A 12,284-nucleotide genomic window follows, 5' to 3' on the forward strand; every position below is an offset into this window, starting at 1 on the left:
CTCGGTCGGTGGGGAGGGTGAGTTGTTCGGGGAGGTTGTGCAGTTGCTGGGTCCAGTAGGTGATCTGGGTGGTGAAGAGGCTGTCGGGGTCGCTCTGGTCGCCGAGGAGTTCGTTCTGCCAGAGGGTGTAGTCGGTGTACTGGACGGGCAGGGGCGGCCGGTCGGGGGCGTGGCCCTCGGTACGAGCGGTGTACGCCTCCGTCAGCTCGCGTGACAGCAGCCCCATCGACCAGCCGTCACCCGCGATGTGATGGACCACGATCAGCAGCGCGTGTTCCCGCGCCGACAACGCGAACAGATCCGCACGCAGCGGGATCCCGCTCGCCAGATCGAAGGGACGACGAGCCGCCGACGCCAGCGCGTCCGGCAGCGCGCCCTCCGTGATGCGGGTGACGGGCAGCTCGACGGTCACGGTGTCCAGGACGCACTGACAGGGCACGCCCTCGGTCTCCGGGAACACCGTCCGCAGACTCTCGTGCCGGGCCACCACGTCCCCGAGCGCCGCGCGCAGCGCATCGCGGTCCAGGTCACCGGACAGCCGGACGACGAGCGGGATGTTGTACGTGGCGCCAGGACCCTCCAGCCGGTGCAGGAACCACAGCCGCCGCTGGGCCGAGGAGAGGGGCACGACCGGTGGACGCTCCCGCACCGTGAGCGCAGGACGCGCGGGACCCGCGGTGTCCAGCAGAGCCGCCACCGCGGCCGGCGTCGGCCCCTCGAACAGCGCGCGCAGCTCCAGCTCGACCCCGAACGTAGCCCGTATCCGGGCGATCAGCCGGGTGGCCAGCAGGGAGTGGCCGCCCAGGTCGAAGAAGCCGTCGTCCACACCGACCCGCGGCAGCCCGAGGACCTGGGCGAACAGGTCGCACACCAGCTGCTCCTGCGGGGTGCGCGCCTCACGCCCCGACACCGGTCCCGAGAACTCCGGTTCCGGGAGCGCGGTGCGGTCCAGCTTGCCGTTGGCGGTGAGGGGCATGCGGTCCAGCAGCACGACGACGGCCGGCACCATGTACTCGGGCAGTCGCTCCCTCATGAACGCGCGGACCACGTCGGCCCGGACAGCCTCCTCCCGCGCCACCACATAGGCCACCAGACGGGAGTCACCCGCCTCCTCCGGACGGACCACCACCGCCGCCTCGGCCACGCCCGGGTGGCCGGTCAGCACCGCTTCGATCTCGCCGGGTTCGATGCGGAAGCCGCGGATCTTGACCTGGTGGTCGGCGCGGCCGACGAACTCCAGCTCGCCGTCGGCGTTCCGGCGCACCAGGTCACCGGTGCGGTACATACGGCCGCCGGGCTCGGGGGCGTACGGATCGGGGACGAACCGTTCGGCGGTCAGACCCGGCCGGCCCAGATACCCGCGGGCGACTCCCGCCCCCGCCACGTACAGCTCGCCCACCACACCGGGTGCCGTCAACTCCAGGCTGCCGTCGAGCACATAGGTGCGCAGGTCGGGGATGCCGACACCGATCACGCTGGCCGCGTCCGCGGCTGCCTGCTCACGGGACAGCGGACGGTACGTCACGTGCACCGTGGTCTCGGTGATGCCGTACATGTTGACCAGCACCGGTGCGTCGTCGGGGTGGCGCCGGTACCAGTCGGCGAGCCGGGACGGTTGCAGCGCCTCTCCGCCGAACACCACGGTACGCAGGGCGAGCCGGCGCCCAGGACGGGCGGCGTCCGCGTCGGCCTGCGCCAACTGGTAGAAGGCAGAGGGCGTCTGGTTGAGGACGGTGACACCCTCGTCGTGCAGGAGGTCCAGGAACGCGCTCGGCGTCCGGCTGACCTCGTAGGGCACCACCACCAGCCGGCCGCCGTGCAACAGCGCTCCCCACAACTCCCAGACGGAGAAGTCGAAGGCGTACGAGTGGAACAGCGTCCACACGTCGTCCGGGCCGAACCCGAACCACTTGTGGGTGGCGTCGAACAGCCGCACCACGTTCCGGTGGGTGTTGACGACGCCCTTGGGCCGTCCGGTGGAGCCGGAGGTGTAGATGACGTAGGCCGGGTGGTCGGGCCTGAGCGCGGCGGCGGGGCTGTGGCCGGGGAGGCCGGTGAGGTCGATGGTGTCGAGGTTGATCACGGGCGTGCTCGGCGCGGCGACGGATGTGCCGGTGGTGGTGAGGAGGAGGCCGGGCCGGGCGTCGGTGAGCATGTGGGCCAGGCGGGCGGGCGGGTACTGCGGATCGAGGGGAAGATAGGCCGCGCCGGCTTTCAGGACCGCCAGGACGGCGACGACCAGCTCGGCGGAGCGGGGCAGGGCGAGCGCGACGATGTCTTCCGGGCCGATGCCCTGGCCGATGAGGTGGTGGGCGAGCCGGTTGGCCCGCTCGTCGAGTTCGCCGTAAGTGGTCGTGGTCCGGCCGGAGACGACGGCGACGGTGTGCGGCCGGGCCGCGGCCCGGGCCTCGAACAGGCCGGGCAGGGTGACCTCGGTGGGTGGGGTGACCTCGCCGGGGGCGGCGAGCAGAGTGGCGCGTTCCTCGGTGGTGAGGAGGTCGATCCGGCCGATCGGGCGGGAGGTCTCCGTCGCCGTGAGAGCCCGTAGCACGGTGAGCAGCCGCCCATGGTGACCCGCCAGCTCGGCCGCGGAACAGATCTCGGGGTGCGCGTTGAGGTCGACCGTGGGCCCGGTGCCGTCCCGGCGGTCCCACACGGCGAGCGTGAGGTCGCCGACGAGGCCCGAGGAGAGGCTGTGCGGGGTGGTCCGCAGTCCGGCGAAGTCGACCCCGTACTCGAACGACATGACGTTGACGACCGGCGCGTACCAAGTCCCCACGCTCGCCGGCAGGCCGAGGTCGCGCTGGAGGTCCTCGGCCCGGTACTGCTGGTGGCTGCCCAGTTCGAGCACCGCCTCCCCGATCCGGTCCAGCAACTCGCGGAGCGTCATGTCCGGGCGGAGCGCCAGCCTGAGCGGGAGCACGTTGGAGGCCGTGCCCGGTGTCCTGCGCTGCACCTGGTCCCGGCGCGCCGTCACCGGCAGACCGAGCACCACGGTCGATGCGCCGGCCGTCCGGTGCAGGTGGACGGCCGCGGCGGCGATGACCAGATGCGACCACGGCACGCGCGCCCCGCGGGCCGCCTCGCGCAGGTCGTCCAGCTCGGCGGGGCCCAGGTCCGTGGAGTGCCGCAGGTAGTGATCCGGCGTGGTCGACGGGCGGCCGAGCAACCCGGCCGGTTCGGGGCGGTCGGCGAAACGCCCGGTCCAGTAGGCACGATCGCGGACGAAGCGGTCCGAGTCGCGGTACCGCCGGTCGGCGGCCACCAGGTCGGCCAGCGAGCCGAACGGGCTGGGCGGCACCGGCCGGCCCTGCGCCAGCGCGGTGTAGACGCCGGCGACCCGGCGCGTGATCAGCAGTGACCCGAAGGCGTCCATCACGGCGTGGTGGTAGCCCTGGTACCAGTGGAACCGGTCGGGGCCCAGCCGCAGGAGCGCGTACTCGAACAGCCGGTCCTCGGCGAGGTTCATAGGGCGGGAGACCGCGGCCTCCAGCCAGGTGCGGGCGGCCCGCTCGGGGTCCGGTGCCGCGCTGAGGTCGACCAGAGCGGGCGACCAGTCGCCGAGTTCGCGGACGACCTGCCGGACCTCGCCGCGTTCCGCCCTGAAGCGGACGTGCAGGACGTCGGCCTCCGCGACGACCAGGCGCAGCGCCTGTGCGAACAGCGCCGGGTCCACCCGGCCGCGGATCTCCAGGTATTCACCCACCCGGAAGACCCGGTTGCCCTCCTCCAGCCGCTGCTCGGCGATCCATATCTCGTGCTGGGCAGCTGTGAGGGGCAGCGTGGTGCCAGCGCTGACGGACAAGACTCCACCTCCGAAATTCTCCCCGCGCGGATTGCCGGAGAGGAAAGGAAAGGCTCGCAGCGGCCCGGAAACAGTCGTCGGCAATTCGGCCGGATGACAGAGGAACGGCGGCCGTCGGATGATCGGGCGCGAGATGGCGCCGTGATACCGGAATCGGGGCAAGACCGCCCGGAAATGCAATCGAAGACAAACCTAACCCGGGTGCTGTGGAGGGTCAAGGAGATCAATCGGCTATGCCACGCGCATGCCCCGCCCCGTACCGCCGGCGGGACACGGGGGCGTCGGCCCCCGGCACGCCGGGGAGCCTGCCGGGGAAAAGCCGGCTCGCGCGCGCGGGTGCGTGCGTAGGGCCCGCGGCGCGGACGCGTTCCGGCCGTCGGACCGGTGCGAACGGGCCGTCACCCGGGCCGGGGACGGCCCGGGTGCGTCAGGGGCGTGGTTGCCCGACGTTCATGGCGGTGTTAGTTTCGCCGTCATTGAATGCAGCAATCGAACCCCTTACCCCAAGCCTTTCCGTAAAAGGAAGCATGTATGGCGAATTTATGGTGGGGAAGTCATCTGCTGGACCGAGGGTCCGAGGACGACCTGTGGGCTGTTTCCAGTGCGCCGGTCACCCGTGGTCAACTGCGTGCCGCGGTTGAGGATCTCGGCCGGTGTTTTCGGGCGCATGGTATCGGCGAGGGCAGCTCGGTCGTGCTGCGCATGAAACCGAGTTTCACTTTTCTGCAGGTGTTGCTCGCCCTCTGGAGCCGCGGTGCGCAGGTGGCCCTGGTCGACTTCCGGCTGAAACCGGCCGAATACGAGCCACTGGTGGAGCTGGTGCGTCCGCAGTACCTCCTCGTCGCGGCCGGAGCCGACGGACCGGTGGCCGGATTCCGGCAGGACTCCGGGTTCACGGTCCAGCGTCTGCCGGGCGGCCGGCCCGCAGCCGACGGGGTACGCCTGGTGCTGTTCAGCTCCGGATCGACGGGCCGGCCCAAGGTGATCGGCCGGTCCGCCGACTCCGTGCTGTCTGAACTCGACCGGCACGCCACGCTCCCCGGCATCCCGGGCCGGGGTGACCGGATGCTGTTGCTGAACTCGGTCATGCACAACATGGGCCTGGTCAGCGGTGTGCTGCACGCCCTCGCGGCCGGGGCCACCCTGATCGTGCCGCCGACGCTCCGCCCCGCCGAGGTGGTGCGGCTGATGGCCCGTACGGAGGCGACCGCCGTGTACGGCACCCCGGTCCACTACGACCTGCTCACCCGGGTCTCTCACCGGCCCGGACTGCCGGCGCTGCGGCTCGCGGTGTCCGGGGGCGAGCGGCTGTCGCAGGAGACCTACGACGGTTTCCGCGCGCGCTTCGGTCTGCCGGTCAGCCCCGTCTACGGCCTCACCGAGACCGGGCTGATCGCGGGTGACCTGTCCGGGGCGGCGACGCCTCCGCAACTGGGACCACCGGTGCCGGGCGCCGAGGTGAAGGTCGTGGGCGACGAACTCCACGTGCGGACGGACCGCTCGCCCTACCTGTACGGCGCACACGCCGACCGGTTCGCGGACGGCTGGCTGCGCACCTACGACCGGGTCCACCAGGAGCCGGCGACGGGCGTGCTCAGCCTGCTCGGGCGGGCCGACTCGCTGATCGTCGTCGGAGGACTGAAAGTCGACCTGGCGGAAGTGGAGACCGTCCTGCTGGCCCATCCCCAGGTGAGCGAGGCCGTGGTCGCCCATGGGGAGGTCATCGAGGCCTTCGTGGGCGCCGACCGGACGCTCACCGCGGACCGGCTCACCGCCTGGTGCCGGGAGCGGCTCAGCCCGGTGAAGATCCCCAAGCGGTTCTCGGTCGTGCCGGAACTGCCGCGGAACTCGACGGGGAAGCTCGTCCGCGACCGTGCGCAGCTGCGCGGGCTGGTCCTGTCGGAATCGTCGTCGCTGCCCCAGGGGGACCGTTGATCTCGAAAGACGACATCAGGGCGATCCTGAGCGAGCACGCGGGGCTCGGACCGCCCGCCGAACTCCCGGACGGGGCCGAACTGGTGATCGACTCGTTCACGCTGGTCGTCCTCCAGCACGGGCTCGAGGAACGGCACGGCCTCGTCATCGACCCGCAGTTCGAGGACATGGCGCTGTTCACCTCGATCGACGGCATCCACGCGTACCTGACCCGCGTGCTGGCCGAGGGCTGACGAAGTCGCCGCCCACCCTCAACTCCGTCCTGACCTGACGCAGGGAGCAATCATGACCAACCCCTTCGAGAACCCCGACGGCACCTTCCTCGTGCTCGTCAACGACGAGGGCCAGCACGCCCTGTGGCCCGCGTTCGCCGAGGTGCCCGCGGGCTGGACGGTGGCGCTCGCCGAGAGCGACCGCCAGACCTGCCTCGCCTACGTCGAGGAGCACTGGACCGACATGCGCCCGCTGAGCCTCGTACGCCGATAGGAGAACACGATGGAGAACGCCGCTTTCGGGCAGCTGCTGCTGAGGGAGGAGGATCTGGAGGAGTCGTTCTTCGGGGAGGAGCCGAGCGCCGCCTACGACCCTGTCTTCGTCTCCGGCGACGAGTCGGGGCGGGCCCTCGTCGACCTGACGAACATGCTCACGCACGGCACGCACCCCGAGACGACGCACCACGCCACCGCCCTGTTCACGAACGTCGTGGGCTCGGTGATCTTCCATCATGTCGCGCAGTTCGGCAACGGCGCCTGCCGGCAGGTGTACCGGGAACTCCACGACGCCGTCCGTGACTGCGCACAGTACCGGATGGAGCTGAACGACGGCGTGCAGCTCGACATCACCAAGGCAGGTCTGGAGCCGGTCGGGCTGGGGGACGCGGGCTTCACGGCGCGCTGGTCGTCCACCGTCGACCACTTCCGCATCGAGACCGCGTGGGTGGTCGTCGTGAAGGGCGACATCCTCACGTTCGTCAACACCCGCATCCCCTCGGACGCGGAGATCCACCGGCTCGCCCGGATCGCGGTCGACCGCGTCGCCGAACCGACGGGTGCGTCATGACCTCCACGGCGTCCGCCGTCGACCTCGCCTCCGCGCTGGAGACCGTCGACACCTGGCTGACCGAGTACATATCCGCGAAGCACCCGGAGATCGGCCGGACCGGGCCGATCTGCCCGTTCGTCGCCCCCTCCCGCAAGAACCGGACTCTGGAGATCCGGTTAAGGCTGGTCGGGCCCGCGCCGACCCCCGGGCTCGTCGAGGAGATCGCCCGCAGCAGCCTGCGCGAGTACGAGCTGACCGACTGGCAGGGCACGAACCCGATGCTGCAGTCCATGGTGGTCGTCCTCCCCGACCTGCGCAGCACCGACACGGGACTGCTCGACCGGGCCCAGGAGCAGGTGAAGGACGACTTCGTGGCACACGGACTGATGATCGGTCAGTTCCACGAGAACTGCGAGGTGACCGCGGCGCGCAACCCCGGCTTCGCGGTGAGCCGGGCGCCGGTGCCCGTCCTCGCGATCCGCGCCATAGCCCTGCACGACGTCTTCTTCCTCTCCGGCCGGCCGCAGTGGTTCCGCACGTACCAGGAGAAGTTCGGCAAGTTCTTCGGTCCCGGTTCCACGGTCACGGACCCGCTTCTGGTGGAGCGCTACCGCGAGGGCGAACGGGCCTACGGCTCCTGAACCGCCCGGCCCCGCCCGGCCCCGCCCCGCCCGGCCCGGCGCGGGAACGCACGGACCGCCGCGCCCGGAGGCCCCGGGCGCGGCGGGCACCGGCGGGTCAGCCGGCCGGCTCGAGGACGACCGGCAGCTCCGCGAGACCGCGGAAGGCCGGGAAGGGAACCTCCAGCCACCGAGGACCGCCGCCGGGGTCGGCCAGGGCCATCCCCGGGAACCGGTCGAACAGCCGGGTGATCGCCAGCTGCGTCTCCATCCTGGCCAGCGGGGCGCCCAGGCAGTAGTGGCTGCCGTGCCCGAACCCGAGATGGGCGTCCTGCGCGTTGCCGGGCCGCATCACGTCCAGCTCGTCCGGTGCGGTGAACTTCCGCGGATCACGGTTGGCCGAACTGAGCGCGATCTGGACCAGGGCACCCTTCGGGATCCGGGTCCCGTTGTACTCGACGTCCTCGGTCGCGTAGCGGAACGTCGCGCTCTCCACCGAGCCGTCGTAGCGCACCAGTTCCTCGACCGCCGCACGGATCAGTTCCGGTCTCTCCCGCACGGCCCGCAACTGCACGGGATGGGTGAGGAGGTGGTGGACGGCGTTGCCGATGAGGTAGGCGGTCGTCTTGTGACCGGCGAACATCAGCAGGAACGCCGTGGAGACCAGTTCGTTCTCGGTGAGGCCGCCGTCGTTGTCCCGGACCGCGGTGAGCGCGCTCAGCATGTCGTCCCCGGGGTGGGCGCGCTTGGCGGCGATGAGGTCCGTGAAGAACGCGTGGAGGTCCTCCTCCGCCTTCTGCTGGGCCCGCTTGAACTCCTCGCCGAACCCCGTCTGCGCCACGGTGGTCGACAGCTGCTGAAGCCGCGACCGGTCCTCGGGCGGTACGCCGAGCAGATCGCAGATCACGGTGATCGGCAGCGGGAACGCGAACGCCGGCAGCAGGTCGAAGGGCTCCCGGGTGGGGCACGCGTCGAGCAGGCTCTGGACGACCTCCTCGATCCGCGGCCGCAGGGCTTCGACGCGCCGCGGGGTGAACGCCGAGTTCACCAGCCGGCGCAGCCGGGTGTGCTTGGGCGCGTCGGAGTTGAGCATGTTGTCGTCCAGCGCCACGGACGAGTCACCGAAGATCCTCCGGTACGCGTCCATGGCGCCGTACATGTCCTTGCTCAGCCGCGGGTCCGACAGGGCGGCCCGCGCGTCCTCGTACCGGGTGATCAGATAGGTCTCGTTGCCGTGCGGCGGCTTCATGGGGCAGACGGGCGCCGCGTCCCGGAGATGGGCGTAGACCGGGTGAGGATCGCGCCGGAACTCCGCAATGCACCGCTCGGCTGCCGTGACGGCCTCTTGCGTGGTGGTCACGGACGACTCCTGAGGTCGAAGAGGGCCTCGGCATTGCCGCCGAGGATGAGCTGCTGGGCCGCCTTGTCGACCGGCAGCTTCTCGATCATGTGGACGAAGTCCTCCAGCGGCGCGGCCATCGGCGGGGAGTCCGTGCCGAACAGCATCCGCTCGGGACCCAGCACCTCGGCGTTCAGGCTCAGGTGTGCCGCGCTGAACGGACTCGTGTCGACGTACATGCGCCGGAGTGCCGCGACCGGGTCGGCCGAAGGCTTCCCGGCGTTCCGCGGCCCGTCGGCCTGTGGTCCGGCGTTCCGCGGCCCGGCGGCCTGTGGCCCGGCGGTCTGCGGCCCGGCGGTCTGCGGCCCGGCCGGCCCCGGCCGGCCGGAGGGCGGCGCGCCCCCGGACCAGTGCCGGGGACGCGCCGCCGTCTGCAGGCGCTCCGGCAGCAGCGCCATCGCGCCGCCGCCGGTCGCGCCGATCAACCGCAGACCCGGGTACTTGTCCAGCCACCCCGCGAACGCGATCATGGCCATGCCCATCGTGACGTCACCGAACCGGCCGATCTGCTCGACGAAGCCGATCTCGTCGACCCGCTCCGTGCCGACCGGTTCGGCCGGCGCGTGCACCAGGACCGGCACCCCCGCCTCCGCGGCCAGCGCGAAGAAGGAGTCGGCCCGCTGTGAGCCGAGCAGCTCCCCGTGGACGCTGGACGTGGTGATCAGGCCCACGAAGGCGGGATCCGCGAGCGTCTCCCGCACCCCTTCGAGGTGATCGTCGTCCCCGAACGGGTTGGCGTACACGTAACCGCGCAACTGGTCCGGGAACTTGCGGATCAGGCCTGACATCCAGGCGTGGAAGCCGCGCAGCCGGTCGCGTGGTTGCGCGTAGTTGTCGACGCCCGGAACCCGCGCCATCGCGCCGGCCCCGACGGGGCTGCCGATGATGGTGAGGTCGATTCCGGCCTCGGCGCGGGCGGCGAGCATGCCGTCGACGTCGGTGAGGCTCGGGGGCATGGGGAAGCGTTTGGCCGCCTCCGGTGGGGACAGGTGCCCGTGAATGTCGATGATCACGTGTCGGTTTCCGGTTTCGGTGCGAGTGCGCGGACGACCGCGGCACAGTCCTGGTCGCCCAGTCCTTGCTCGGTGGCGCGGACGTGGGTCTCCGCCGCGGCGGATGCCAGCGGCAGACTCAGGCCGACTGCTGCTGCCTGCTTGGTAGCGAGCATGAGGTCTTTCGCCATCAGCCGCAGCCGGAAGTCCGGCTCCTCGAAGCGGCCGGCGGCTATCCGCCGCGACTTGAACGCCATGACCGGCGAGGCGAAACCGCTGCCCGCGATCGTCTTCAGCACCAGCTGACGGTCGAGCCCACAGGCCGCCGCCAGTTCACTGGCCTCGGCCAGCGCCTGCACCTCGACACCCATCAGCAGGTTGAGGAGCAGTTTCATCCGCATGCCGGAACCGAGTGCGCCCAGATGGACGACCTCCTTGCTCAGCATCTCCAGCACCGGGCGGGCGGCCTCGAACGCCGTCTTCTCGCCGCCGGCGAAGAGCCGCAGCTCACCGTCGCGGGCGTGGTCCCGGTTGCCGAGCATGCCGACGTCGAGGACCGAGGGAACGTCCCCGGCGATCTGCACGACCTCGTCGGGGGAGACGGTGCTGGCGCAGATCAGGACGCCGGGGTAGGGGCCCGTGGACAGCACACCGTCCGGGCCACGGAGCACGTCGCCGAGGGCTTCGCCGTCGGCGACGACACAGAGGGCGGCGGTGGTACCCGCGACGGCTTCGGCCGGGTGCGCGGCGGCGTGGGCGCCCGCCTCGGCAAGCGGCGCGATCCGCTCCGGGGTACGGTTCCAGACCCGGACCTGAATTCCCTGGTCGAGGAGGCGACCGGCCAGGCCGGCACCCATCGCGCCGAGCCCGAGCACGGCGACCGGTCCGTTGGTGGTGCGCGGCGTCATGACGCCACCCCCTTGGTCTCCTTGACGACCCGGAACCGCAGCGACTGCCGCTGGTCGACCCACTCGCGCAGCGGCGCCACCAGCTCGCGGTGCTCCTCGCTCTGCTGCCAGGCGAAGAACTGCTCGGCGGACTCCCACTCGCTGGTGATGACCCACTGGCGGGAGTCGTCGGCGGGCTCACCGAGCCGCTCGACGATGTGGCCGGGGCTGCTCGCCACGGACTTCCTGAGGTGCTCGTACAGATCCAGGAATCCCTGTTCGCCGCCCTCGATCACACGGACCGCGAATACGACGTTCAGCTTGTCGGCCGAACGGCCTTCATGGTTCATGCCCATGTCTCCTCCTGGTTGTGAGATCCGGCAGGACACGCATCCCACGGACTCATGTCCCCCGTACGGCTGCAACTCCGAATGGGGGACGGGCCAGTAGGCACAAGGGGTTCACGTTCCGTCATTAGACAATTCGGGTGAGTGGCGGGCCGTTCCGCCGGGGGAAACGGGCGAAGTCACCGGGCGGGAGGTTTACGCCGTGACGCGAGCACCACACCGGACGTGGCGCGAGCGATGTGGAAGCGGCGCGGGCACAACACCGGACGTGGCGCGAGCGATGTGGAAGCGGCGCGGGCACCACACCGGACGTGGCGCGAGCACCGTGGAAGCGGCGCGAGCAGCGTGCCGGAAGCGGAGCCCGGGGCCGCCTCGGGTACCTGCCTGCGCCTTCTCACCGGTTGACGAGCCCTCACATGGTTTCTCGCCGCCGGTGATGGAATGATGACCGGCGACATAAGGCGACGGCGGTCCGAGGAAGCCGGTGTGAATCCGGCGCGGTCCCGCCACTGTGACCGGTGAGCGAGTTCCGGCATGCCACCGCCCCGGCCCGGGGTGGGAAGGCGGGACGAGCGGCGACCCGGGAGCCAGGAGACTCACGCGGTCGCCTCCTCGCGAAGCACCGGGGCGGATCTCCCCGGGAGGGGAGTGGCGCGGCATGCCCGGGACATGGGCGAACGAGACGTCGGCGAACGAGACATCGCCGGAGAAGGCGAGCGAGACGTCGCCGGAGAAGGCGGACGAGACGTCGCCGGAGAAGGCGGACGAGACGTCGCCGGAGAAGACGTCGACGGCCGGGACGGCGAACAGGACCGGGGTACGAGGTGGTCCGGCCCCGTGCCGGGTCGTCGTGTGCCGGGACTGCTGCTGCGGCAGTTCCAAAGTGACCGGTGTCGATCACGCCGCGCAGACCGCACGCCTCCGGGCGGAGGTACCGGTGCGGGTCTCCGAGTGCCTCGACGTGTGCGAGCAGGCCAACGTCATCGTCGTACAGCCCTCCGCGGCCGGCCGTTCCGCCGGCGCGCGGCCGGTCTGGCTGGGGCTCGTCAACGACGCCGACGCCACCGAGGACATCGTCACCTGGGTGCACGCCGGCGGCCCGGGTGTGGCTCCCCTGCCGGACATCCTCGACCTGTACACCTTCACACCGCCGCGTCGCCGCGCGGGCTCCTGACGGGCGTGCGGGCCGCGGGCCCGCAGGGCGTGACGGTCGGCCCGGCCGGCCGTCAACGCGGCCTCGGACCAGGGGAGTTCCGGC

11 protein-coding genes and 1 riboswitch are annotated in these 12,284 nt (G+C 71.2%); of the genes, 6 read left to right on the forward strand and 5 right to left on the reverse strand.

Annotated elements, in window-relative coordinates:
• The coding region (locus tag JK359_RS38080) for a non-ribosomal peptide synthetase (RefSeq protein WP_201844254.1) at window positions 1-3,805 on the reverse strand (3,805 nt) is incomplete at its 3' end.
• 531 nt (window positions 3,806-4,336) lie between these two features.
• Between JK359_RS38080 and JK359_RS38085 the strand changes: the two genes are divergently transcribed.
• The 5 genes from JK359_RS38085 to JK359_RS38105 are packed head-to-tail and all read left to right on the forward strand — an operon-like array spanning window position 4,337 to window position 7,422.
• Complete coding sequence (locus tag JK359_RS38085; protein ID WP_201844256.1) at window positions 4,337-5,740, forward strand: class I adenylate-forming enzyme family protein; 1,404 nt, start codon at window positions 4,337-4,339, stop codon at window positions 5,738-5,740.
• A complete protein-coding gene (locus JK359_RS38090; protein ID WP_201844258.1) occupies window positions 5,737-5,973 on the forward strand; it encodes an acyl carrier protein in 237 nt (78 codons plus the stop codon). Before JK359_RS38085 ends, JK359_RS38090 begins: the two co-directional genes overlap by 4 nt.
• Window positions 5,974-6,025: 52 nt before the next feature.
• On the forward strand, window positions 6,026-6,226 hold the full coding sequence (locus JK359_RS38095; RefSeq protein WP_236679109.1) for an MbtH family protein: 201 nt from the start codon (window positions 6,026-6,028) through the stop codon (window positions 6,224-6,226).
• 9 nt (window positions 6,227-6,235) lie between these two features.
• Window positions 6,236-6,799 carry a hypothetical protein gene (locus JK359_RS38100; protein WP_201844260.1) on the forward strand — a complete coding sequence of 188 codons (564 nt, stop codon included), beginning with the start codon at window positions 6,236-6,238 and terminating at the stop codon, window positions 6,797-6,799.
• Entirely contained in the window at window positions 6,796-7,422 is a 627-nt protein-coding gene (locus JK359_RS38105) for a DUF6875 domain-containing protein (protein WP_201844262.1), read from the forward strand. Before JK359_RS38100 ends, JK359_RS38105 begins: the two co-directional genes overlap by 4 nt.
• Before the next feature lie 97 nt (window positions 7,423-7,519).
• On the opposite strand, the gene JK359_RS38110 is transcribed toward JK359_RS38105, so the two are convergent.
• From JK359_RS38110 to JK359_RS38125, 4 genes are read right to left on the reverse strand one after another with little or no spacing between them, the layout of a single operon-like run.
• Window positions 7,520-8,761, reverse strand: coding sequence for a cytochrome P450 family protein (locus tag JK359_RS38110; RefSeq protein ID WP_201844264.1), 1,242 nt, complete (start codon window positions 8,759-8,761; stop codon window positions 7,520-7,522).
• Window positions 8,758-9,813, reverse strand: a complete 1,056-nt coding sequence (locus JK359_RS38115; protein ID WP_201844266.1) for an amidohydrolase family protein — start codon at window positions 9,811-9,813, stop codon at window positions 8,758-8,760. Before JK359_RS38115 ends, JK359_RS38110 begins: the two co-directional genes overlap by 4 nt.
• Complete coding sequence (locus JK359_RS38120) at window positions 9,810-10,700, reverse strand: NAD(P)-dependent oxidoreductase (RefSeq protein ID WP_201844268.1); 891 nt, start codon at window positions 10,698-10,700, stop codon at window positions 9,810-9,812. Before JK359_RS38120 ends, JK359_RS38115 begins: the two co-directional genes overlap by 4 nt.
• Window positions 10,697-11,035 carry an antibiotic biosynthesis monooxygenase family protein gene (locus JK359_RS38125; protein WP_201844271.1) on the reverse strand — a complete coding sequence of 113 codons (339 nt, stop codon included), beginning with the start codon at window positions 11,033-11,035 and terminating at the stop codon, window positions 10,697-10,699. The genes JK359_RS38120 and JK359_RS38125 overlap by 4 nt, the downstream gene beginning before the upstream one ends.
• Before the next feature lie 466 nt (window positions 11,036-11,501).
• Window positions 11,502-11,623: riboswitch (cobalamin riboswitch) on the forward strand.
• 253 nt (window positions 11,624-11,876) lie between these two features.
• Here JK359_RS38125 and JK359_RS38130 point away from each other — a divergent pair.
• Window positions 11,877-12,200: a hypothetical protein gene (locus JK359_RS38130; RefSeq protein ID WP_201844274.1), complete on the forward strand. Its 324-nt coding sequence runs from the start codon at window positions 11,877-11,879 to the stop codon at window positions 12,198-12,200.
• The last annotated feature ends 84 nt before the right edge of the window (window positions 12,201-12,284 follow it).

The sequence above is a fragment of the Streptomyces actinomycinicus genome (assembly GCF_016741775.1).
GTDB lineage: Bacteria > Actinomycetota > Actinomycetes > Streptomycetales > Streptomycetaceae > Streptomyces > Streptomyces actinomycinicus.